Genomic DNA, 22733 nt, shown 5'->3' with positions numbered 1-22733 from the left:
GCCGTCGTCGACCCAAAAATCCAACCGCTTCCCGACGCCCGCGACACCACACCAGCCCAGGGGAGGTGAGCAATTACCTTTCACAAAAGGTTCAATGGTGCGGTTACCTTACGGAGCTGGCACAATCACTCTGCGTCCCATCACATCAACGCCGCTTTTTCTTGCTATCGGCATCACTGTGCCAGGATCAGAATATTACAAAACACATTATTGAGGTTTGCGATGAGCGGTTTGGAAAAATTGATATCAGAATTTCGAGCAGAAGCAGACATCGACTTCTTGGATTTGCCGTTTGTGGCGGAATCTGTCCGTATGAGGCTTGACCTGCACGGTCAGGACGAGATTCGGCACCACACTCTAGAGTCAGTTCGGCGACTGATGGAGTTGAATGTCTACCCTGGCGATTATACTTTAGAAGATTTGATGAGCGGGCGAGGATTTCAATTCCGGTGTGGTAGTGCGGAAGAGCTGATGTCCTGGATCGAATCGGAGTGGACTGAGATGGGACATACTCCGACGCAGGAGCATCCTATCTGTTGGTTTGCTTTGAAAGGATCTAAGACGACATGATGTCGTAAGGATCGCATGAATTCTGAGGCCGCACTTGGACCTTCGGCCGCAGCTGGAGCGTCTGGACTGGCTGATCTGCTGGTCGGAGGACATCGACGAGGGCGCGCTCACCTTTGCGTTCCGGCCGCTGGGCAGCTCGCCAAGCTGCTTCTCCAGCGTGAAGCGCCGCGTGTCCGGCGAGGCGTCGAGCGCCGCGACCAGCGCCTCGGCGTGGCTCACCACCACGACCTGCGAGCGCGCGGATGCGGCGCCGATCAGCCGCGCCAGCGGCGGGATCAGGTCGGGGTGAGGCTCGCCTCGGGCTCGTTCAGCACGGTCAGGGGCGGCGGGCGGGGCGATAGCAGCGCCACGACGAGCAGCAGGTAGCGCAGCGTCCCCTCGGACAGCTCCGCGGGAGCGAGCGGGCGCAACAGGCCCGGCTGGCGCATCTCGATGTCGAACAGCCCGTTTCGGTCCGTCACCGCCACGGCCGAGCCCGGGAAGGCGTCGTCGACCGCCTCGTCGAGGGCGCGCGCGTCGCCGATCTCGCGCACGGTCTGCAGCGCCGCCGCCCAGTCGGCGCCGTCGCGCCGCGCGAAGGCGTTGGAGCGCCCGAGCCGCGCGCCGGTCCACACCGCCTCGGCCTTGATGGCGGGGTCGCGCAGGAACATCGAGGCGCTCCGGACCGGCAGGCCGAGGTCCAAGGCGTAGCCGTAGTCCGCGTCGGCGAAGCCGAGCTTGAGGCTCACCGGCTTCTGCCGGACGCCTCCCCTGGATGGGGACATCGCCGCGCTTCATCGCCCGGGACACGGTCTCCGGGCCCGCCCACAGCGTCGAGGGCAGGCCGCCCTCGGCCGCCAGCGACTGCACCACGCGCCCCTGCGCCACCTCGGCCAGCAGCCGCAGCGCCCGGTACAGGCTCGACTTGCCCGAGCCGTTGCCGCCCGTGACCACGTTCAGCGGCCCGAGCGCGATCCGCACGTCGCGCAGCGAGCGGTGACCCGAGATCGCCAGGGCGGTCAGCATGTCCCGCCCTCGCGCGGTGATGAAGCCGCCTCGGCACAGCGCCCCCGCGCCGCCGCGGCAGCCCCCGGACCGCGGGCTCCCGCCCGCTCCCTCCACGATGGAGAACGCTTCCCATGCTCATCCACGACCGGGCGACGCCGCTCGCGCGCCGCCGCACTCCCGAAGGCTTCCTGGAGATGCGCGCCCGCATCGGCCGCGCCGGGCTGCACGACTACCGCGCCGGCGAGGTCGGCGGCCCGCCCGGCGTGGCGCCCGACACGCCCGTGCGGGTGTACCGCCCCCCCGAGGAAGTCTTCGCCCCCGCCAGCATGGCGTCTTTCGCGGGCAAGCCCGTGACGCTCGACCACCCCGCCGCGATGGTCGACAGCGGCAACTGGCGCGACCACGCGGTGGGCCATTCCGGCCAGGGCGTGGTGCGCGACGGCGACCACGTCGCCGCCGACCTGTTCATCGCCGACGCGGATGCGGTGGTGCGCGCGGAGGCCGGCGCCGAGCTGTCCAACGGCTACTGGGCCGACTTCGACTTCACCCCCGGCGTGACGCCCGAAGGCGAGCCCTACGACGCCGTGCAGCGCAACATCCGCGGCAACCACGTCGCCCTCGTCGACCAGGGCCGCTGCGGCGCGAGCTGTGCGGTGCCGCCCGGCACCGGCGATGCCGCGGCGTCGGCGGCCGTGGTCGACTGTTCCCCGGCCGACGCCGCCCTCGTGGTGCGGCTGCGGGCCGACCTCCAGGCGCGGGACGGCGAGATCGCGGCGCTGCGGGCCCGCGCCGCCGCCGATGCCCGGAACCTCGACCGCCGCGCCGCCGAGCGTGCCGCCGTGCTCGACGCCGCCCGGCGCATCCTCGGCCCGGGCTTCGAGGCCGCGGGGCTCGACCTCGACGAGATCCGCCGCGCCGCGCTCGTGGCGGCGCTGGGCGCCGACGCCGTGCGGGGCCGGGGCGACGGCTACGTGGCGGCCGCCTTCGACACGCTGGCGGCGCTGCCCGGCGCTCGCGCCGACCGCGTCGCCGCCCACGTCGCCGCCGGCGACGACCGCCCTTTCGCCGCCCTCCAGGCCCGCAACGCCGCGCTGGCGGGCGCCTGGAAATCCGAAGGAGACCGCTGATGCCCGCCGTCCAGACCAGCTACGCCTCGTTCCATCCGTCGGGCACCCTCGGCATGGTGGCCAACGGGGAATGGGTCACCAACGTGATCTCCCGCGTGGTCGACCCGGCCTCGACCCTGTCGGTGGCGCCGGGCGATCCCGTGCTGCAGGGCGCGGGCGAGCAGCTCGTGGTGTCGGCCAACGGGGGCTCCGGCGCCTTCCGCGGCGTCGCCATCCGCGACACGACGCTGCCGCCGACGGCGGGCGACGTCTTCGCCCCCACCGTCACGGTCGGGGTGATGACCAAGGGCGTGGTGTGGGTCAACGCCGCCGCGGCGGTGTCGCCCGGCCAGCCCGCCTTCGTCACGAGCGCGGGTGCGCTGACGGGCGTGGCGACCGGCAACACCGCCATCCCCGGCGCGCTCTGGGAGAGCGCCGCCGCGACGCCCGGCCTCGCCAAGCTCAGGCTGGGTTGAATTCGACGGTTTCCAAAGGCCACCGGCTTTTGGCGGGGTTCGGGGCAGAGCCCCGAAAGGACATCTCGAACAGTCGTGGGGCGCTGCCCCACACCCCGCAAAAGGCCGAGGCCTTTTGAAACCATGACTGATCCGCACGCCGATCTCTTTTTGCAATTTCCAAGATCATGCAGGAACGACCATGCTCAAAGCGACCTTCGACGCCCAGGCGGCGCTCGGCTTCCTCGTCTCGCAGGTGTCGAGCATCGAGAGCGAGGTCTACGCTATCCGCTACGCCGACATCCAGTATCCGCGCCTCGTGCCGGTCGACACCTCGGCCTATCCCTGGGCCAAGACCGTCACCTACTTCACCACCGACCAGGTCGGCCAGGCCGACTGGATGAACGGCGACAGCTCGGACATGCCCTTCGCCGAGATCAGCCGCGCCAAATACGAGACCACGGTCGAGAGCGCCAAGATCGGCTACCGCTTCTCGCTGGAGGAGGTGAACCAGGCCATGATGGTGCCGGGGATGAACCTCCCCGCCGACAAGGCCGCCGCCGCGCGCCGCGCCGCCGACGAACTCGTCGAGCGCGTGGTCGTGTCCGGCGACAGCCGCAAGGGCTTCCTCGGCCTCGTCAACCAGGCGGTGGTGCCGCAGACGGCCGTGCCCAACGGCGCCTCCGGCTCCCCGCTCTGGGCGCAGAAGACCCCGGCCGAGATCCTCGCCGACGTCAACAACGCGCTGGTCGGCGCCTGGGCGTCGAGCGCCCAGGTGGAGCTGCACGACACGGTGCTGCTGCCGGTGGCGCAATACGGCACCATCGCGTCGATGCCGCGCTCCTCGACCTCCGACACGACGGTCATCACCTACCTGCAGACCAACAACGTCTACACCTCCACCACCGGCCAGCCGCTGACCATCCGCACGCTGCGCCAGCTGAAGGGCGCGGGGGCCGGCGGCACCGACCGCATGGTGACCTACCGGCGCGATCCCCAGGTGCTGAAGTTCCACATGCCGATGCCGCACCAGTTCTTCCCGCCCCAGCAGCGCATGCTGGAGTTCGTGATCCCCGGCATGATGCGGCTCGGCGGCCTCGACGTGCGGCTGCCGCGCGGCATGTCCTACAACGACGGGATCTGACGCCATGCGGGCCCGCGTCACCAACATGAGCCGCGGCGCGCGCGGCTTCCACACGGCGGACGGCGGCACGGCGCTGCTCGACCCCGGCGCCTCGGCGGTGCTCGACCTCGCCCCCCACCCCGCCCACGACGCCTGGGCGGCGGCCGGCGAGGTGGCGGTCTCGCTCGAAGGGGAGGCGGAGCCGCCCGCCCCGCGCGCCCGGCCGGCTGCGCGCGCAGCACCCTCGCGCGGCCGCGACGCCTGACGCGAGGTGGCCCTTCTCCCGCTCGCGGAAGAAGGGGGCCCGCATCCCGGCTTGCCGGGATGGGGTCCGGGTGTCATCGCGAAGCGATGACGGACGATGTGACACACCCCGCCTCGCACCGGCGAGAGCGCCTTGATCGAGCGCACGCCAGATCGTACAGTGGTCATACGTGTCCACCTCGGTGGGATCTTCGGATGTCGACTGTCAGCCTCAAGGACGCGAAAGCCGGCTTCTCGAGCCTGGTGGACGACGTGGTCCGCGGTGAGTTCGTGACGATCACGCGCCACGGCAAGCCGGTCGCGGCACTCGTCCCGGTCGCGGCGGCCGAGATCGCCAGGCGGGCGCTCGACGGGCGCAGGCCGGGCCTCGCCGCCCATCTCAGGGCGTTCCCGGGCGGCGCGGCCGAGCGCGACCGCGGCCCGTCGCGCGACATCGATCTGTGAGCGGGTTCCTGCTCGACACCGACGTCGTGTCTCTGCTGTCGCCCTCGCGCGCGCAGGCCTCGCCCAGCTTCCTCGACTGGCTGGACCGCGTCGATGGCGAGGGTCTCGTGTTCCTGTCGGCCGTGACCGTGCATGAGATCGAGAAGGGTGTCGCGCTCCTGGAAGGCAAGGGGGCGACGGCGAAAGCCGCGGGCCTGAAGGCCTGGCTCGCCGGGCTGCTCGCCGGCTACGGCGAGAAGGTCCTCGGCCTGGACGCTCCGGCCGCGAGCCTGTCTGGGCGCCTGGAGGCGACGGCGATCCTGGCAGGCCACGCCCCGGGCATGGCCGACGCGCTGATCGCCGGCATCGCCCAGAGCCACGGCCTCATCGTGGTCACCCGCAACGCGAGGCACTTCCGCTCCTTCGGCGTCCACACGGCGACGCCTGACGAGATCGGCGGAGGAGTGCTGCCGTGATCGATGCGGCGACCCGTTCGTTCTTTTTTTGTTCTTGACCTTGGGCGGCTGATCTGATCTGAATAAGTCCGCTGCAGGATTGCGGCTCGGCCCGGGGCGCCTCGTCCGCGGGCCTTTTTCATGCGCCCGATCCGGCGCACTGCCCTTCTCCCGCGGGCGGGCAGAAGAGCCTGCCCTGAGTTCGTCGAAGGGTGCCCTCACGCAGTGAGGGTGGACGAGCGGAAGCCCCCCGCCCCTTCAACAGTTCCGCGCTGACCGCCCCTGCCGTTCCCCCGAACGGTGGGCCGATGTCGCACGTCCCTTCCTCTCTTCGCGAGGTCCGCGCATGTCGTTCTCGTTCGGCGCGGGCGTGCGCGACAGCCTGTCCAACCTCGCGGCCTCGCTGGGGGCGGGCAAGGACAAGGCGGCGCACGACGCCTTCACGGTCTTCGACCTCGGCCGCGCCCAGATCGAGGCGATGTACCGCGGCGACTGGCTCGCCCGGAAGGTCGTCGACATCGTGCCCTACTGGCTGGGCTCGTCCAAGGGGGCCTCCGACAGGGCCGACCAGATCGCCGCCCTGCTGCACCGGACCCTCGGCGCGCCCGCGCCCGCCGGGCGGGCCCGCCCGTGAGCGCGCCTCCGGCCCTGGGTTCCGCCGCGGGGTCCCGCCCGCTCCGCGTCGGCCGGCCCACCGGTGCGGGGTGCCGCGACACGGAATGGCTGTCGTCGTTCATCATGTGCGTGTGGGCGCTCGTGCTGGCCGCGCCGGGCGACAGCCTCGCGGGCCCCTCCTTCTCGGCCTTCCACCGCCTGGGGTTGACCGAAACGGTGTGGTCCTGCGCCTTCGGGGCCACGGGCGGGCTGCGGCTGGCGGCGCTCTACATCAACGGCCGCTCGCCCCGGACCCCCTATGCCCGCATGCTGGGCGCCTTCTTCGGGTTTCTGAGCTGGGGCCAGGTGGGGTTCCTCGTCTACGACGGCACCATGCAGGCGCTGGGGGTGGTTTCGCCCGGCGTCGCGGTCTACGGCGTGCTCAGCGCGATGGAGCTCAGGTCCCTTTATCGAGCGAGCTACGATGCCCGATATGTCACCCGCTGACCTCGCCGCCATCGCGGGGACCTTTCTCGCCGCCATCATCTCGGGCCTCGGCCTGCGCCGCGGCGAGGCGGAGAAGAAGGGGCTCCCGGCCGCCGACCCGGGCCTGTCCGCCGGCGTCTTCGTCGGCATGGAGGCCGAAACGCAGCGCGCGATGCTGGACGAACTGCGCGAGTTTCATGCCGACCTCGTGACCTGGCGCCGCCAGGACGAGATGGAGCGGCGGGCCGACAAGGACCGCACCACGGTGGAGCGCTTCGAGCAGATCGAGGGCAACCAAGCCAAGATCCTCGGCCTCCTGCACAGGATCGACGAGGGCGCGGACCGCGACCCGCAACGGCGCCGCTGAGCCGCCGCGGGGGTACGTCCCCGCAAGGCGGGGCAGCCCGGCGTCAACCGGCGCGGTAGCTCCACACGATCTCGGCGTCGTCGAGGTCGCCGTCCGCGCCCGCGTCGCGCAGCGCCGCGACGGCCAGGCGGCGCAGGCGCCCCCGCTCCTCCGACTGCTTGTGCCGGGCCGGGATGGAGGTGGGGGCCTTGACGAGATACTGCAGCGGCGAGCCGACGGCCGCCAGCGTCAGGGTGTCGCCGTCGTAGGCGATGTCGATCCAGGCGCCCTTCAAGGGCAGGCGGGCGGTGGTCATGCCGTGTCGATCCTTCGCGCGAAGTTGCCGTCGAAGCCGCCGTTCGCCGACGTGAACGCCCGCCCAGGGGCGCCGGGGCCGCGGCGGGCCCGGCCTTCTGCCGCGCGACGACCTGCCCGGCAAGCCCCGCCCGCGCGCCGATGGGGCGAACCCTTCGCGATCGCCGCGCGTTAGGGTGCCGACCCAACGACACCTCGGCCCGCCCGTTTCACGACCGGCGGGCCTTTTTTTCGTCCGGTTCAGAAGGTCGCCGGGGTGTTCGGGACTTCCGTCGGCGTGCCCGGGGGCTCGCCGACGCCGGGCGACACGCCGGGGTCGACGATGTCGGGGCCGGGCTGCGGGATGCCGATCGGTTCGCTCGGGGGCTGTTCGGGCGGGACCGGCGTTTCGGCCGGGGTGGGGAACGGGTCGCCGGGTTGGGGGTCGGTCGGCATCGTGTGCTCCTCGCGCGTGTCCGGGGGGCGCCGGCCGCCCCCGCTCGGCGTCCAACGCATTCGCGCGCGCGAAGTGGCACCCCCGCGCGAGACGTGGCGCCGCGCCCCGTCGCCGCTCGGCGCCGTGCCTCGCGCGGCCCCGGCCTTTTTTTGTGCGCCGTCCCGCGCGATAAGCGCCCGTCCGGCCGCATGTCGCCCCCGGCGACGCGAGGACGCCCGTGGCCCCCCGAGGATCTCCGATCGTCAAGATCTGCGGCCTGTCCACCGAGGACACGCTGGACGCCGCGCTGGACGCCGGCGCCGAGCGGGTCGGCTTCGTGTTCTTTCCCCGCTCGCCGCGCCACCTCGCGCTCGCCCGCGCCGCCGCGCTCGCCGCCCGGGCGCGGGGCCGCGCCGCGATCGTGGCGCTGACCGTCGACGCCGACGATGCCGCGTTGGGCGAGATCGTCGCGGCCGTCGCCCCCGACATGCTGCAACTGCACGGCCGCGAAGCGCCGGAGCGCGCAGCCGCCGTCAGGGCCCGCTTCGGGCGCCCCGTGATCAAGGCGCTCGGCGTGTCGACCGCCGCCGAGGTGGCGGGTGCCGCCGCCTATCGCGGGTCCGTCGACGAGATCCTGTTCGACGCCAAGCCCCCCGAAGGCTCGGCGCTGCCCGGCGGCAACGGGGTGAGCTTCGACTGGCGGCTCCTCGCCGCGCTTGACCTGCCCGTCCCCTTCATGCTGTCAGGAGGACTCGGGCCCTGCAACGTGGGCGAAGCGCTGCGCGTCACACGGGCGCCGGCCGTCGACGTGTCGTCGGGGGTCGAGACCGCCCCGGGCGTCAAGTCGCCCGAACTCATCGCGGCCTTCGTCGGGGCCGCACGCGGCGCCACCCCGCCGCCCTAGCGTGTGCCGGCCGCCGCCGACAAACGCCAGTTCCAAGGTGCGAGCCCGTCCACGGGCTCGAAAAGGACCATCAGCCGTGAACGAGCCGATCCTGCCGAACTCCTTCCGCCAGGGCCCCGACGCCCGGGGCCACTTCGGCAACTACGGCGGTCGCTTCGTCGCCGAAACGCTGATGCCGCTCATCCTCGACCTGGAAAAGGCCTACGAGGCCGCCAAGGCCGACCCCGCCTTCGCGGCCGAGATCGCCTCGCTCCACACCCACTACGTCGGCCGGCCGTCGCCGCTGTATTTCGCCGAGCGGCTGACCGAGCATTGCGGCGGCGCCAAGATCTATTTCAAGCGCGACGAGCTGAACCACACCGGCGCGCACAAGATCAATAACGTGCTGGGCCAGATCCTGCTGGCGATGCGGATGGGCAAGACCCGCATCATCGCCGAAACCGGCGCGGGCCAGCACGGCGTCGCCACCGCCACGGCCTGCGCGCGCTTCGGCCTGCCCTGCGTGGTGTACATGGGCGCCGTCGACGTCGAGCGGCAGAAGCCCAACGTGTTCCGCATGAAGATGCTGGGCGCCGAGGTGGTGCCGGTGCAGTCGGGCGCCCGCACCCTCAAGGACGCCATGAACGAGGCCCTGCGCGACTGGGTCACCAACGTCGACGACACGTTCTACTGCATCGGCACGGCGGCCGGGCCCCACCCCTATCCCGCCATGGTGCGCGACTTCCAGTCGATCATCGGCACCGAAACCCGCGCCCAGATGCAGGAGCGCGAGGGCCGGCTGCCGGATTCGCTCGTCGCCTGCATCGGCGGCGGCTCCAACGCCATCGGGCTGTTCCACCCGTTCCTCGACGATCCGGGGATCGAGATCTTCGGCGTCGAGGCGGCCGGCCACGGGATCGACACCAAGGCCCACGCGGCGTCGCTCGCGGGCGGCAAGCCGGGCGTGCTGCACGGCAACCGCACCTACCTGCTCATGGACGACGACGGGCAGATCGAGGAAGGCCATTCCATCTCGGCCGGCCTCGACTATCCCGGCATCGGCCCCGAGCATTCCTGGCTGAAGGACATGGGCCGCGTCACCTACCTGTCGGCCACCGACAAGGGCGCGCTCGACGCCTTCCAGCTCTGCTGCAGGCTGGAAGGCATCATCCCGGCGCTGGAGCCCGCCCACGCGCTCAGTGCCGTGCTGGAGCTTGCACCCAAGCGCCCCCGCGATCACCTGATGGTGATGAACATGTGCGGGCGCGGCGACAAGGACATCTTCACCGTCGCCGACCACCTGGGCGGCATGTGATCCCATGACCCCGATGCAAGGAACGCCCCGTTGACCGCCCGCATGACGGCCCGCTTCGCCGACCTCAAGCGGCAGAACCGCGCCGGCCTCGTCACCTTCATCACGGCGGGCGACCCCGACGACCGCACCTCGGCGGCGGTGCTGCGCGCCCTGCCGGAGGCCGGCGCCGACGTGATCGAGCTCGGCATGCCCTTCACCGACCCGATGGCGGACGGGCCCACCATCCAGGCGGCGGCGCTGCGCGCGCTGAAGGCCGGCCACCGCCTGTCGAAGACGCTCGCCATGGTGCGCGACTTCCGCGCCGGCGACGACGCCACCCCCATCGTGCTGATGGGCTACTACAACCCCATCTACGTCTACGGGGTCGACCGTTTCCTCGCCGACGCGAAGGCGGCCGGCGTCGACGGCCTCATCGTGGTCGACCTGCCGCCGGAGGAGGACCGCGAGCTCTGCATCCCGGCGCTGGAAGCCGGGCTGAACTTCATCCGCCTCGCCACCCCGACCACCGACGACGCGCGCCTCCCGGCCGTGCTGCAGAACACGTCCGGCTTCGTGTATTACGTGTCGGTCAACGGCATCACGGGATCGGCCATCCCCGACTACAGCCGCGTGGCGTCCTCGGTCCAGCGCATCAAGCGCCACACCGACCTGCCGATCGCTGTCGGCTTCGGCGTGAAGACGCCCGAAGGGGCGGCCGAGGTGGCGGCCCACGCCGACGCCGTGGTGGTCGGCACGGCCCTCATCGACGTGCTGGCCCGCTCCCTCGACGCCGGCCACGCCACCCCCACCACGGTCGACGCCGTGCGGGGCTTCGTCGAGGGCTTGGCCCGGGGCGTCCGGTCCGCCAAGCGGCCCGCGCCCGCCGCGCAGGAGGACAGGCCGTGAGCTGGATCAACAACGTCGTCCCCCCGAAGATCCGCTCCTTCCTGATCACCAAGAAGGACACGCCCGAGAACCTTTGGGTGAAGTGCCCGGATTCGGGGCAGCTCGTGTTCCACAAGGACCTCGAGAACAACCTCTTCGTCGTGCCGGGCTCCGACTTCCACATGAAGATGGACGCGAAGGCCCGCCTCGCCACCACCTTCGACGACGGCCGCTGGGACGAGATCGCGGTCGGCGACGTGCTGAGCGACCCGCTCCGCTTCCGCGACGAGAAGCGCTACGTCGACAAGCTGAAGGAAGCCCGCACCAAGACCGGGCTCGCCGACGCCGTGAAGCTCGGCGCGGGCAAGCTCGAAGGGCGCGACGCCGTGGTGGCGGTGCAAACCTTCGACTTCATGGGCGGCTCGCTCGGCATGGCGGCCGGCGAGGCCATCGTGATGGGTGCCGAGCAGGCGCTGAAGCTTTCCGCGCCCTTCATCCTGTTCGCGGCCTCGGGCGGCGCGCGGATGCACGAGGGCGTGTTCTCGCTGATGCAGATGCCGCGCACGACCGTCGCGGTGAACCGCCTGAAGCGGGCGCGCCTGCCCTATATCGTGGTGCTGACCAACCCGACCACGGGCGGCGTCACCGCTTCCTACGCCATGCTGGGCGACGTCCACATCGCCGAGCCCGGCGCGCTGATCGGCTTCGCCGGCCCCCGCGTCATCGAGCAGACGGTGCGCGAAAAGCTGCCCGAAGGATTCCAGCGCGCCGAATACCTGCAGGAGCACGGCATGGTCGACATGGTGGTCCACCGCCGCGACATGCGGGCGACGCTGGCCCGGCTCTGCGGCCTGCTGATGGACCGCCGCGGGGCCTTCGCGCCGCGCGACGCCGCGTCGAAGCCGCTGCCCGCCGCAGCGGAATAGGGCGGAGGCGCTTCCGTGAACGCCATGGCGGGCGGGCCCGCGTCGGCGTCGGACGCGCTGGTGGCGCGCTTCCTGCCGCTCCACCCCAAGCGCATCGACCTGTCGCTCGGCCGCATCGAGCGGCTGCTGGCCGACCTCGGCCATCCGGAACGGCGTCTGCCGCCCGTGATCCACGTCGCAGGCACCAACGGCAAGGGCTCGACGGTGGCCTTCATGCGCGCCGTGCTGGAAGCCGCGGGACGACGGGTCCACGTCTACACCTCCCCCCATCTCGTGCGCTTCCACGAGCGCATCCGCTTGGCCGGGCGCCTCGTGTCCGACGAGGTGCTGGCGGACGCCTTCTCGCGGTGCGAGGCGGCCAACGGCGGGCAGGGGATCAGCGTCTTCGAGATCACCACTGCGGCGGCGCTGCTGCTGTTCGCCGAACACCCCGCCGACGTGCTGCTGCTCGAGGTCGGCCTCGGCGGCCGCTACGACGCCACCAACGTGGTGCCGCGACCCGTCGCCACCGTGATCACCCCCGTGTCGATGGACCACCCCGAGTTCCTGGGCAGCACGGTCGCCGCCATCGCGGGCGAGAAGGCGGGCATCCTCAAGCGCGGCGTCCCCGCCATCGTGGCCGAGCAGGCCGACGACGCGCGCGCCGTGATCGAGCGCGAAGCCGCGCGCGTCGGCGCGCCGGCCCTGTTCGGCGGGCAGGACTTTTCCGCCGCGGAGGAGCGCGCCCGCCTCGTCTACCAGGACGGCCAGGGCCTGATCGACCTGCCGCTGCCGCGCCTCGCCGGGCGCCATCAGCACGGCAACGCCGCCACCGCCATCGCGGCGCTGCGAACGGCCTTCCCGGACCTGCCGGCCTCGGCCTACGAGGCGGGGATCGCCCGGGCCGACTGGCCGGCGCGGCTCCAGCCGTTGAAGCGCGGCACCCTGCCGGGGCTGCTGCCCGGCGGGGCCGAACTGTGGCTCGACGGCGGCCACAACGCCGCGGGCGGGCGCATCCTCGCCGAAGCCCTGGCCGAGATGGAGGAGCGCCACCCCCGGCCGCTGGCGCTGGTCTGCGGCATGCTCGCCACCAAGGACCCGGAAGCCTTTCTCCGGCCCTTCGCCGGCCTGGCGCAGGAGCTCATCGCGGTGCCGGTCGCATCGGAGGGCGAGGACCGCCGCGGCGCCCACGATCCCGACCGGATCCTGGCCGCCGCCGCGGCGGCCGGCATCCCGGCGGCCCGCTGCCCCGACGTGCCCTCGGCGCTGCGCTTCCTCGCGGCCCGCGGCTGGCCGGTGCCGCCGCGGGTGCTCGTGGCGGGCTCGCTCCACCTCGCCGGCGAAGTGCTGGGGCTGAACGGCACGCCGCCGGAGTGAGCGGCGCGGCGGCGGCCGAGCTGTCTCGCGCGCGCCGCCGACGACGTCCGGTCCGCGCATCGTCGCCGGGGAGGCTGCCGCAACTTCGCGCCGCGCCGCCGGTTGACCGGCATCGCAGCCTTTGCCAGGCCATCCCATGGAATTCGACCCCGACGTCCTCCGCTACTTCGACGCCATGAAGGCCTTGAACCTCCCGCCCCTGTCGTCGCTGTCGCCGGCCGACGCGCGGGCGCTCTACCGCGAAGGCGGTCGCCGCAACGGCGGACCCCGGATCGAGATGGCCGCGGTGCGCGATCTGGCGGCGCCGGGGCCCGGGGGGCCGATCCCGCTGCGCCTTTACCGGCCGGAAGGCGTGGCCGAGCGCGGCGCGCCGGCGCTGGTGTTCATCCACGGCGGCGGCTGGGTGATCGGCGACCTCGACTCGCACGACGGCGTGTGCCGCCGCATCGCCCAGGACGCGAACTGCCTCGTGGTGGCGGTGAATTACCGCCTCGCCCCCGAGCATCCGGCGCCGGCCGCCGCCGAGGACGTCACGGCGGCGCTGCGCTGGATCGCCGCCCACGCGGACGAGATCGGCGCCGACCCCGCGAGGCTCGCGGTGGGGGGCGACAGCGCCGGCGGCAACCTGTCGGCGGTGGCGACGGTGGCGGCGCGCGAGATGGCGGTGCCGCTGCGCTGCCAGATCCTCATCTACCCCTCGGTCGACAACCGCGCCGCGCCTCCCGCCTATCCGTCGCGCGACGCCAACCGCGACGTGCCGCCCCTGACCCCGGACGTGCTCGCCTGGTTCACGCGCCAGTACCTGCCGGAGCCGCGCCTGCGGGACGACTGGCGCCAGTCCCCCATCGTGGTGCCCGACAAGGCGGGGCTGCCGCCCGCGCTGGTGATCGTGGCCGGGCGCGACCCGCTCCACTCGGAAGGGCTCGCCTATGCCGACGCCCTCGAAGCGGCCGGCGTCCCGGTGGAGCGGCTCGACGTGCCGGGCATGATCCACGGCTTCATCACCATGGGAGGCATCATGGCGGCGGCGGACAAGGCGTTCGATGCCATCGCGTCCGAGCTGCGCGAGCGCTTCGCCCAGGCCTGAAACCGTCGAGCCGGCGGGGGCGGACGCCAAGACCCGCGCCGCTTCGGAGGGCGCCGGAACCGGCGGCGCCGGGTGTCCGGATTCTGGGACGCCCGCGGACGGCGGGCGAAACGCCGGAGTAACGATCCCATCCTAGATATGTCTGGACCTGTCAAAGTCTCGGACGTTCTCGATGGCAACCGCAACGCTTTTCGGCCTTCGCGACCGCATGACGCCGCCCGCGGCGTCCCGCTCGGGCTCCGCGCGCGCCGCGGCGTCGCCGCGAAACGATGCGGCCCTGCGCCGGCCGGAGGTCGACCGCGTGCTGCATCTCGCGACCGGCCTGTTCGGCGTCGGCGTCGCGGCGCTGGTCCTGGCGACCCCGGAGGGCCTCAAGGTCGAGGCCGTGTCGGGCGGCGAGACCGCGCGGGCCGAGGGCGCCGTCGAGGCGGCGGTCCGGCTGTTCGAGGTCCTGTCCGGCGCCGAGCCGCCCGAACCCGGCCGCCATCCCGGGGTGATGGAGGAGGTCGGGGCCGGCCGCGGCTACGCGGCCGCCACCCCCATCCTGTCCGCCGCCGGGCGCTGCCTCGGCGCCATCGTGCTCCTCGACACCACCCGGCGCGCGCTGCTGTCGGGCCTGCAGCGGCGGCTCCTCGCCGAATTCGGCGACCTGCTGCTGCCCGCGCTCGGCGCCGCGCGCCCGGCGGGCCCGGCGGACGGCTTGGCGGCGCTCCAGGCGCTGGCCGACGCCGACCTCGACGCCTTCGCCCTGTTCGATCCCGAAGGCCGCTGCCTCCTGCGCAACGTCCGCTTCGACGCCCTGGTGGGCACTGCGGCCTCCGCCGCCCCGGCGCGGGATGCCGGGCTCGACGTCGCCGACGCGCGGGGCTGCGAGGCGAGCTGGATCGCGCTTCGCCTCGCGCGGGACTTGGCGCCCGTCGGCGTGTACCGCGCCGCGCTGGCGGACGGCACCTGGCTCAGCGTCGAGGAGCGGCGGGGGCCGCACGGGCGCAGCCTGCTCGCCCGCGTCGAAGAGCGCGACGCCTTCGGGGGAGACGGCGAGATGGGGCACCTGTTCGAGCGTTGCCCCTTCCCGATGTTCGTGTTCGACCGCGACAGCCGCGCCGTCCTGGCCGTCAACGAGGCCGCGCTGGCGCTCTACGGCTGGGACCGCGACGCCTTCCTCCGGCTCGACCTCGACGGCATCGGGCCGGTCGACCCCGCGGCGGCGGACGTGGCCCAGGGCTGGACGCATCGCACGCGAGACGGCCGCCCACTGCCCGTGTCGGGTCGCGCGATCCACCTCGCCCATCGCGGCCGCCCGGCCGTGCTGGTCACCGTGGAAGGCGCCCCGGCCGACGCCGCCCCGACGGCGGGGCGGACCGCCTGACGACCGGGCCCGTCGCGGCGATCCCGTTCAGCCGGTGCGCGCCACGATGACGTCGCGGCGCTTGATGACGCGGTCGACGCGGTGGGCGAGGTCGCCGTAGGGGGCGTCCCGCACCACCCGCAGCGGCGACAGCCCTTCCACCAGCTCCGCCATCTCGTCGCGGTTCGCGCGCGTGCTGTCCCACGAGAAGGCGAGCGCGCCGCCGGGTTCGATCGACGCCGCCCAGACGGGGAGGCAGCGCGACAACAGATCCGCCAGGGGCGCGTCGTGCTGGATGCCGTATGGCAGGTCGGTGACGACGAGGTGCGGCCGGCCGAAGCCGGCCAGGAGGTCGCGCGATTGCGCGCTGTCGCCGGCGGCGATGAGGCAGCGGCGCGGATCCTCCTTCTCGCGGCCGACGCGGATCTGCCAGCGGTGGGCGCCGATCAGCCTGAGCCGCTCCTCGCGGACCGACACGGACACCCGGCTTTCGCGGCAGAACTGGGTGAGGAAGGTGGCGGTGGATTCGGCGTCGCCGCGCTCGCGCTCGACCCCGGCGGCGTTGGCGCCGAGCGACAGGGCGGTGAACAGCGTCGTGCCGCCCCCGCTCAGCGGGTCGAAGACCCGGAGGTCGCGCCAGGGCGTTTCCGCGAAGGCGCTGGCGAACTTCGCCACGTTGCACAGGAACAGCGTGAAAAGCTCGTTGGTCTTGCCCTTGTAGCGCCGCACCGAAGCGATGTCGGGCGACAGCGCGTGCGGATAGGCGACCGCGACGGGGCGCAACAGCGGTCCCTCGACCCCCGCGAGGCCGTCGAAGAGTTCGAACACGTTTCCGAGCGTCGCGAGGCTGGCCAGCAGGGTGCGGTCCTCCTCCGACAGTAGACCCTGGAGCGCGAAGGTCACGTAATCCTGCCCGGCGATGCCCCTCAGGGTGACGTCGGCGGCGCGATGCCGCAGCGGGGACGCGGCGACCTCCGCCACGGCGAGGTCTCCGACGAGGTCGGAATATTGCGTGCTGCGCTGGGGCGCGATCTGGACCGCGAAGGTTGTGGGCGTCGACATCGGGGCGTTAGACCAGCGCCCCCCGGGCCGGTCAATGCGCCGGCATCGCTGGCGTCCGCCCGCCGCCCGTCATCATTCCCCGTGGGGCACCCAGACGGTCTTCACCTGCGTGGCCCGGCCCAGGAAGTCGCGGCCCTGGGACGTCGCGTCGTCGAACCAGTCCCGCGACGGCCCGTCGTCCGTCCACGTCGATTTGAGGTTGCCGGCCGCGGCGCGCTCCACGGCGTCGGCGGCGTCGGCCGGGCCGGCGTACCAGAGCGCCGTCACCTCGTCGTGCTCGGCCAGCACCTTCGCCAGGGCTTCGCGCTCGCCCGTGACGATCGACACGGCGCCGGCGGGGACGTCGCTCGTGTCGAACACCTGGGCGAGGTCGGTGGCGGCGAAGGGGTGGAGCGCGGAGGGCACCACCACGGCGCGGTTGCCCATGGCGAGCGCCGGCATCAGCAGCGACACGGGCGCCAGCAGCGGCGCGGTGTCGGGGCAGACGAGGCCCATCACGCCGAAGGGCTCGTTCAGCGCCAGCGCCAAGTGCCGCGCCCGCGCGGCGTGGACGCGCCCGTCGAACTTGTCGGCCCAGGCGGCGTAGAAGAAGGTGCGGCGGACCGCGGCCTCGACCTCGCGCGCCGCCTCGCTCCCGGACGCGCCCGTCATCGCCGACAGCCGGTCGGCGAATTCCCGCGCCCGGGCCGACAGGTTCTCCGCCACGTAGTAGAGCACCTGGGCGCGGTTGTGCGCCGAAGCGGCGCTCCAGGCGCTTCCCTTCACGGCGGCCTCGACGGCATTGCGCACGTCCTTGCGCGATCCCAGCGCCGCCAGCCCCAGCGGCGCGCCGTCCGGCCCCGCCACGGCGTAGCTGTGGCCGCCGTCCGGCCGCGCCTGCAGGCCGCCGATGACGAGCTTCGCGGTGCGGTCGATGGCGCCCCCGGAGGCCGGGGCGCCCGTCGGCAGGGCGGAAAGCCGGGGCGCCGGAGGGGCGGCCGGGCGCTCGACGCGGGCCGGCGGGCGGGGCTTCAGTTCGCCCTCCATCCCGGCGCGTCCGCCGTCGCGGCCGAAGCCGCTCCCCCGGGTGCCGCCGAACGGCGCCGCGGCGTCGAACAGGTCCGTGGCGTTGATCCACACGACGCCCGCCCCGACCCGCGCCGCGACGTCGAGCGCGAGGTCGATGTCCTGCGACCAGACCGAGGCCGTGGTGCCGGTGCGCGCGCCCTGGGCCAGGGCCACGGCCTCGGCGGGCGTGCGGAAGGTCGTCGCCACCGCGACCGGGCCGGGGATGTCGGGCCAAGCCCCCGTGGCGGAGGACTCGACGCCGGTCAGCAGCGTCGGCGGGAAGAAGCAGCCCACCGCCGGCAGGGGGCCCTCGGCCTGGAACGGTTCGGCACCGTCGGCCACGCAGGCCGCGACGGCGTCGCGGATCCGCCGGAGCTCCGCCGCATCGACCGCCGCGCCGACGTCCGTCGACTTGTCGAGAGGGTCGCCGGTGCGCAGGTTCGCCATGCGGCGACGCAGCGCGTCGGCGAAGCGCCCCGCCACGCCCTCCTGCACGAGGAGGCGGACGCCCCCGCGGCCCGCCGGTCCGCCGCCCGACCAGGCCGCGTCGACCACGCCCTCGACGGCCGCGTCGAGGGCGGCGCCGGCGAAGACGATGCACGGCGACCCGCCGCCGAGGTCCAGGCTCAGCGCCTTGCCCGAGCCGGCGGTCGCGTCGCGGACGGCGCGCCCGGCCTCGGCCGACCCCGCGAAGGCCACCTTGGCCACGTCGGGGTGGCGCACCAGGGCGGCGCCGGTGTCGCGGTCCCCGGTGACGACGTTGACGACGCCCGGGGGCAGGCCCGCTTCCCGGCAGATCGCCGCGAAGGCCAGCGCCGCCAAGGGCGTCCGCTCGGACGGCTTCAGGACGAGCGTGTTGCCGGCGGCCAGCGCCGGCGCGGCCTTCCGGGCCAGCGTCAGCAGCGGGACGCGCCAGGACACCACATGCCCGCAGACCCCGAACGGAACCTGCCCGGGGAATTCCCCGTCGCGGAGTTCCGCCCAGCCGGCGTGGTGGGTGAAGTGGCGCGCCGCGAGCGGCACGTCGATGTCGCGCGACACCCGCAGGGGCTTGCCGTCGTCCAGCGTCGCCAGAACGGCGAGGAAGCGCTCGCGCTTCTGCACGATGCGGGCGAGGGCGTAGAGGTGGCGCGCCCGGACGTGCCCCGGCGCCGCCGACCATGCCGGGAAGGCGCGCGCCGCCGCCGCCACGGCGGCGTCCACGTCGGCCGCCGAGCCCCGCGTCGCGCTGGCGAGGCCTTCGCCCGTCGCGGGATCCGACACCGCGAAGCGATCGGCGCCCGGGGCCGCGAAGGCGCCGTCGATGAAGTGGCCGAAACGGCCCCCATGGGCGTCGAGCCAGGCGCGGGCCACGTCGGCGGTTTCGGGCGAAGGGCCGTAGTCCATCGTGTCGAGGAGGTCCCTGACCTGCATGGCGCCCTCGGTCACGCCGGAGCGTGGTTGGCGGCCGCGGCGTAGCGGCCGGTGACGTGGTGCTCGATCTGCCGCTCGATGTCGCCGAGCAGCGAGGACGCGCCGATGCGGAACAGGTCGGGCTCCAGCCAAGGGCGGCCGAGCTCCTCCTTCATCAGCACGAGCCAGTTCAGGGCGTCCTTGGCGGTCCTCACGCCGCCGGCCGGCTTGAAGCCGACCCGCACGCCGGTGCGGTCGCCGTAGTGGCGCAGGGCGCGCAGCATGGCGAGGCTGACCGGCAGCGTGGCGTTCACGTCCTCCTTGCCCGTGGAGGTCTTGATGAAGTCGGCCCCGGCCTGCATCGCCACGGCGGCGGCCTTGTAGACGGTGCGCAGTGGGCCGAGGTCGCCCGTGCCGAGGATGGCCTTCATGTGGGCCGCCCCGCAGGCGTCGCGCATGGCCGCGACCTCGTCGTGGAGGGCGCCCCATTCGCCCAGCAGCGCGTGGCCGCGGGTGATGACGATGTCGATCTCCGCCGCGCCCTCGCCGACGGCGTGGCGGATCTCGGCCAGGCGCTGGGGCAGGGGGGTGAGGCCGGCCGGAAAGCCGGTCGCCACCGACGCCACGGGGATGCCCGACTCGTCGAGCGCCGCCACGGCGGTCGCCACCATGGTGGGATACACGCAGACGGCGCCGACCGTCGGCGGACGGTCTTCCAAGCCCAGCGCCGCCACGAGGTCGGGGCGCAGCGGCCGGCGCGCCTTGGCGCAGAGCCGCCGCACGCGGCCCGGCGTGTCGTCGCCGGCGAGGGTCGTCAGGTCGATGCAGGTCATCGCCTTCACGAGCCAGGCGGCCTGGTGCTAGCCCTTGACGGATCGTCGCGCGCCCAGCGTGGCGACGCGGCGCTCGGCGGCGCTGAGGTTCACCCGCGCATCCTCGAACCAGTCGGGATGGAGCGGCGTGCCGGGGTTGCGGTGAAGGGCCGCGACGCCCGCAGCGGTGTGGTCGTCCATGGCGATCTCGGTGGGGTGGGGCGTCAGGCCCGGCGCATGTCGGCCAGGATCGCGGCGACGAGGTCGGATCCGGGGTCGGCCAGCGGCGCCACGGCGGTGAAGTGGTCGGCGCCCGGCAGCACGCCGAAGTCGCCCCGCCACGCCGCCGTGATCACGGCCGACTGGCGCAGGTATTCGGCCCCTTCCCGCTCGCCCACCACGGCGCGCAGGCGCCCCCGGGGCGGCGGCATGAGGGCGGGCGACAGGGCGGCGGCGCGGGCCCCGTCGAGGCCGAGCGGGACGTTGACCCTCGTCGCCACCAGCGGCGCGAGGTCGAACAGGCCGCTGATCGCGCAGGCGCCCGACACGGCGTCGGCGCCGTGGCCCCGCGCCCCCCAATCGGTGGCGAGCAGGGTGGCGGCGAGGTGGCCGCCGGCCGAATGGCCGATCGCGTGGACGGGGCGGTTCGCCCGCGCGGCCGCGAAGGCGGCGGCGTCCCGCAGCTCCTCCACCAGTTCTTCCAGGCTCACCGCGGGGCACAGGTCGTAGGACGGCACCGCGACGGCCACGCCATGCGCGCCGAGCCCGGCCGCGAGGTGGCTGGAGGAGGACCGGTCGAGCGCCGCCCAGTAGCCGCCGTGGATGAACAGCGCCATCAGCCCTTCGCGCGCTTCGCCGGGCCAGAACACGTCCATCGCCTGGCGCGGGCCGGCGCCGTAGGGCACGCCGAGTTCGGCGTGGGGATGGGCGTCGCGGAACAGCGCGGCGTCGCGCGCCCAGCCGGCCAGCACGGCCGGGTGCCCCGGCACCTTGGCACGATTGTCATATTCGGCGTCGAGCCAGGGATCGAGAACGATGTCGGTCATCGGCGCGGGCGTCCTTCCGCGCCGAGCCTACAACGCGGGCAGGCCGCCGTCGAACCCGTCATGCCTTGCGTCGACGGCTTTGGCGGTACTGGTCGATCACCACGGCCGCCACGATGATGACGCCCTTGACGATGCCCTGCACGTAGGCGTCGATGCCCACGAAGGTGAAGCCCGACGTCATCACGCCGAGGATCAGCGTGCCGATGACGGTGCCGGAGATGCGGCCCGAGCCGCCCGACAGCGATACGCCGCCGATCACCGCGGCCGCGATGGCGTCGAGCTCGTAGCCGGTGCCCATCGAGGACTGTCCCGAGGCCGCGCGCGCGGCGGTGACGAGGCCCGCCAGGCCCGACAGCACGCCCGCGATCGTGTAGACGAGCATGATGTGCCGGCGCACGTCGATGCCGCTGACCCGGGCCGCCTGCGGGTTGGCGCCGATCGCGTAGGTGAACTTGCCGTAGCGCGTGTAGCGCAGCGCCACGTGGAAGATCACCGCGGTGGCGAGGAAGATCACCACCGGCACCGAGCCCGAGCCGATCCAGGTGTAGCCGTCGGCCAGCATCGAGATGGGCTGGCCGCGCGTGTAGAGCTGCGCCACCGAGCGCGCCGTCACCATCATGCCGAGCGTGGCGATGAAGGGCGGGATGGCGGTGATGGCGATGAGCGATCCGTTGATCAGCCCCGCGACGCCGCCGATGACGAGGCCGCACAGCAGCGGCACCACGAAGGGCAGGCCCGTCAGGGCCGGAAACACCGCGCGCGCATAGCCCGGCTCCTGGGCCAGCGAGGCCGCCACCATGGCGGACACGGCCAGCACCGAACCCGACGACAGGTCGATGCCCCCGGTGATGATCACCTGCGTGACCCCGATGGCGATCAGCCCGACGATCGATACCTGAAGGATCATCACCAGCAGGCGCTGCGGGTTGCCGAGGAAGCTCTGCCCCCGCACGCCCCAGCCGACGGCTTCGAAGAACAGCGCGATGCCGATCAGCACCAGCACGATGCCGAGCTCATTGGGGAGCCGCCGCCGCCCGGCTCTGCGCTCCGCCACCGCGATCGTGTCGGTCAATGGCTCCGTCATCTTTCCCGTTCCCGTCCCTGTGGCCGGGGCTTATAGCCCCCTTCGGTCGTTCGTGTCGGCGCCGTCAGGCGGCGGCGAGCCGCATCACCGACACCTGGTCGGCCTCGGCGCGGTCGAGGATGCCGGTCAGCCGGCCGGCGTGCATCACGGCCACGCGGTCGCTCATGCCCAGCACCTCGGGCAGCTCCGACGAGATCATGATGACCGCGACGCCCTGGCCGGCGAGCCGCGAGATCAGCCGGTGGATCTCCGCCTTGGCGCCGACGTCGATGCCGCGCGTCGGCTCGTCGAGGATCAGGATCTTCGGATCGGTCAGGAGCCAGCGGCCGATCAGCACTTTCTGCTGGTTGCCGCCGCTGAGGTTCTCGATGCGCTCGGCGAGGTTCGGCGTCTTCACCCGCATGGCGTCCTTCATCCGGCCGCACGCGGCATCGGCCGCGCCCTGGTCCACGAAGCCGGCCTTAACGTAGCGGTCCGTGAGGGCCGCCATGGCCATGTTCTCGCCGACGCCGAGCGTCAGGAAGCAGCCGGTGTCCTTGCGGTCCTCCGTGAGGAGCGCCATGCCGGCCCGCATGCCGTCGCGCGGGGACGCGATGCGCACCGGCACGCCGTCGAGCCGGATCTCGCCGCCCGTGGCGGGGGTCACGCCGAAGATCGTTTCGGCGACGTTGGTGCGGCCCGAGCCGACGAGGCCGGCGAGCCCGAGGATCTCGCCGCGGCGCAGGTCGAAGGACACGCCCTCGAACACGCCGTCGAGCGCCAAGTCCTTCACCGACAGGATCACCTCGCCGATGACGGCCGGCTCCTTGGGGAACATCTGCGTGATCTCGCGGCCCACCATCATCTGGATGACCCGGTCGCGGTCGAGGTCCTTCGCCGCGTGGGTGGCGATGTGGCGGCCGTCGCGGAAGATCGACACGTCGTCGGCGATGGTGAAGAGCTCGTTCATCTTGTGGGTGATGTAGACGATGC

At 73.0% G+C, this 22733-nt stretch carries 25 protein-coding genes and 2 pseudogenes; 18 read left to right on the top strand and 9 right to left on the bottom strand.

The features are described 5' to 3' along the window. Nucleotides 1–214: hypothetical protein (locus D3273_RS28915; protein WP_207210895.1), on the top strand; the 214-nt coding region annotated here is incomplete at its 5' end. 8 nt (nt 215–222) lie between these two features. Continuing rightward, nucleotides 223–570 carry a hypothetical protein gene (locus D3273_RS29440; RefSeq protein ID WP_245501382.1) on the top strand — a complete coding sequence of 116 codons (348 nt, stop codon included), beginning with the start codon at nt 223–225 and terminating at the stop codon, nt 568–570. Between the two features lie 165 nt (nt 571–735). Here D3273_RS29440 and D3273_RS24860 read toward each other — a convergent pair. Further along, nucleotides 736–1575, bottom strand: a pseudogene (locus D3273_RS24860) (AAA family ATPase); the annotation flags it as partial. Nucleotides 1576–1688: 113 nt separating this feature from the next. Between D3273_RS24860 and D3273_RS24855 the strand changes: the two are divergent. The 9 genes from D3273_RS24855 (at nt 1689) to D3273_RS24815 (ending at nt 6830) form a co-directional block, all read left to right on the top strand. Further along, a complete protein-coding gene (locus D3273_RS24855) occupies nt 1689–2684 on the top strand; it encodes a DUF2213 domain-containing protein (RefSeq protein ID WP_129229656.1) in 996 nt (331 codons plus the stop codon). After that, nucleotides 2684–3139, top strand: coding sequence for a structural cement protein Gp24 (locus D3273_RS24850; RefSeq protein WP_129229655.1), 456 nt, complete (start codon nt 2684–2686; stop codon nt 3137–3139). Before D3273_RS24855 ends, D3273_RS24850 begins: the two co-directional genes overlap by 1 nt. 181 nt (nt 3140–3320) lie before the next feature. Then, entirely contained in the window at nt 3321–4262 is a 942-nt protein-coding gene (locus D3273_RS24845; protein ID WP_129229654.1) for a DUF2184 domain-containing protein, read from the top strand. A gap of 4 nt (nt 4263–4266) precedes the next feature. Then, complete coding sequence (locus D3273_RS28485; RefSeq protein WP_165359675.1) at nt 4267–4506, top strand: hypothetical protein; 240 nt, start codon at nt 4267–4269, stop codon at nt 4504–4506. 194 nt (nt 4507–4700) lie between these two features. Then, a complete protein-coding gene (locus D3273_RS24835) occupies nt 4701–4949 on the top strand; it encodes a type II toxin-antitoxin system Phd/YefM family antitoxin (protein ID WP_129229653.1) in 249 nt (82 codons plus the stop codon). Further along, nucleotides 4946–5404: a type II toxin-antitoxin system VapC family toxin gene (locus tag D3273_RS24830; RefSeq protein ID WP_129229652.1), complete on the top strand. Its 459-nt coding sequence runs from the start codon at nt 4946–4948 to the stop codon at nt 5402–5404. The genes D3273_RS24835 and D3273_RS24830 overlap by 4 nt, the downstream gene beginning before the upstream one ends. Nucleotides 5405–5729: 325 nt before the next feature. Then, nucleotides 5730–6017 (top strand): hypothetical protein, encoded by a 288-nt coding sequence (locus D3273_RS24825; protein WP_129229651.1) that lies wholly within the window; start codon nt 5730–5732, stop codon nt 6015–6017. Continuing rightward, nucleotides 6014–6484, top strand: coding sequence for a hypothetical protein (locus D3273_RS24820; protein WP_129229650.1), 471 nt, complete (start codon nt 6014–6016; stop codon nt 6482–6484). Before D3273_RS24825 ends, D3273_RS24820 begins: the two co-directional genes overlap by 4 nt. Further along, nucleotides 6471–6830: a hypothetical protein gene (locus tag D3273_RS24815; protein WP_129229649.1), complete on the top strand. Its 360-nt coding sequence runs from the start codon at nt 6471–6473 to the stop codon at nt 6828–6830. The genes D3273_RS24820 and D3273_RS24815 overlap by 14 nt, the downstream gene beginning before the upstream one ends. Before the next feature lie 43 nt (nt 6831–6873). Here D3273_RS24815 and D3273_RS24810 read toward each other — a convergent pair whose 3' ends face one another. Continuing rightward, a complete protein-coding gene (locus tag D3273_RS24810) occupies nt 6874–7125 on the bottom strand; it encodes a hypothetical protein (protein WP_129229648.1) in 252 nt (83 codons plus the stop codon). A gap of 239 nt (nt 7126–7364) precedes the next feature. Then, on the bottom strand, nt 7365–7559 hold the full coding sequence (locus D3273_RS24805) for a hypothetical protein (protein WP_129229647.1): 195 nt from the start codon (nt 7557–7559) through the stop codon (nt 7365–7367). A gap of 218 nt (nt 7560–7777) precedes the next feature. Between D3273_RS24805 and D3273_RS24800 the strand changes: the two genes are divergently transcribed. The 7 genes from D3273_RS24800 to D3273_RS24770 all read left to right on the top strand — a co-directional run bounded on the left by D3273_RS24800 (nt 7778) and on the right by D3273_RS24770 (nt 15339). Then, nucleotides 7778–8443: a phosphoribosylanthranilate isomerase gene (locus tag D3273_RS24800; RefSeq protein WP_129229646.1), complete on the top strand. Its 666-nt coding sequence runs from the start codon at nt 7778–7780 to the stop codon at nt 8441–8443. A gap of 76 nt (nt 8444–8519) precedes the next feature. After that, the gene (trpB, locus tag D3273_RS24795; protein WP_129229645.1) at nt 8520–9737 is read left to right on the top strand and encodes a tryptophan synthase subunit beta; all 1218 of its coding nucleotides are present in this window, start codon (nt 8520–8522) and stop codon (nt 9735–9737) included. 42 nt (nt 9738–9779) lie between these two features. Further along, a complete protein-coding gene (gene trpA, locus D3273_RS24790) occupies nt 9780–10622 on the top strand; it encodes a tryptophan synthase subunit alpha (RefSeq protein ID WP_428977805.1) in 843 nt (280 codons plus the stop codon). Continuing rightward, nucleotides 10619–11527: an acetyl-CoA carboxylase, carboxyltransferase subunit beta gene (gene accD, locus D3273_RS24785; RefSeq protein ID WP_129229643.1), complete on the top strand. Its 909-nt coding sequence runs from the start codon at nt 10619–10621 to the stop codon at nt 11525–11527. Before trpA ends, accD begins: the two co-directional genes overlap by 4 nt. A 24-nt stretch (nt 11528–11551) precedes the next feature. After that, nucleotides 11552–12883, top strand: a complete 1332-nt coding sequence (locus D3273_RS24780) for a bifunctional folylpolyglutamate synthase/dihydrofolate synthase (RefSeq protein WP_129229658.1) — start codon at nt 11552–11554, stop codon at nt 12881–12883. Nucleotides 12884–13019: 136 nt separating this feature from the next. Then, nucleotides 13020–13970 carry an alpha/beta hydrolase gene (locus D3273_RS24775; RefSeq protein WP_129229642.1) on the top strand — a complete coding sequence of 317 codons (951 nt, stop codon included), beginning with the start codon at nt 13020–13022 and terminating at the stop codon, nt 13968–13970. 172 nt (nt 13971–14142) lie between these two features. After that, nucleotides 14143–15339, top strand: coding sequence for a PAS domain-containing protein (locus D3273_RS24770; protein ID WP_129229641.1), 1197 nt, complete (start codon nt 14143–14145; stop codon nt 15337–15339). 27 nt (nt 15340–15366) lie between these two features. Here D3273_RS24770 and D3273_RS24765 read toward each other — a convergent pair whose 3' ends face one another. The 6 genes and pseudogenes from D3273_RS24765 to D3273_RS24740 form a co-directional block, all read right to left on the bottom strand. Continuing rightward, on the bottom strand, nt 15367–16380 hold the full coding sequence (locus tag D3273_RS24765; protein WP_129229640.1) for a TRM11 family methyltransferase: 1014 nt from the start codon (nt 16378–16380) through the stop codon (nt 15367–15369). Between the two features lie 72 nt (nt 16381–16452). Next, on the bottom strand, nt 16453–18840 hold the full coding sequence (locus D3273_RS24760; RefSeq protein ID WP_245501380.1) for an aldehyde dehydrogenase family protein: 2388 nt from the start codon (nt 18838–18840) through the stop codon (nt 16453–16455). An 11-nt stretch (nt 18841–18851) separates the two neighbouring features. Then, nucleotides 18852–19832, bottom strand: a pseudogene (gene deoC, locus D3273_RS24755) (deoxyribose-phosphate aldolase). 23 nt (nt 19833–19855) lie between these two features. After that, on the bottom strand, nt 19856–20677 hold the full coding sequence (locus D3273_RS24750) for an alpha/beta hydrolase (RefSeq protein ID WP_129229639.1): 822 nt from the start codon (nt 20675–20677) through the stop codon (nt 19856–19858). A gap of 58 nt (nt 20678–20735) precedes the next feature. Next, nucleotides 20736–21761: an ABC transporter permease gene (locus tag D3273_RS24745; protein ID WP_129229638.1), complete on the bottom strand. Its 1026-nt coding sequence runs from the start codon at nt 21759–21761 to the stop codon at nt 20736–20738. A gap of 64 nt (nt 21762–21825) precedes the next feature. Then, the coding region (locus tag D3273_RS24740; RefSeq protein WP_165359674.1) for a sugar ABC transporter ATP-binding protein at nt 21826–22733 on the bottom strand (908 nt) is incomplete at its 5' end.

Source organism: Lichenibacterium minor (genome assembly GCF_004137685.1).
Taxonomy (GTDB): Bacteria; Pseudomonadota; Alphaproteobacteria; order Rhizobiales; family Beijerinckiaceae; genus Lichenihabitans; species Lichenihabitans minor.
The sequence above is the reverse complement of the archived record's forward strand: the minus strand, read 5'-3'. Positions and strand labels throughout refer to the sequence as shown.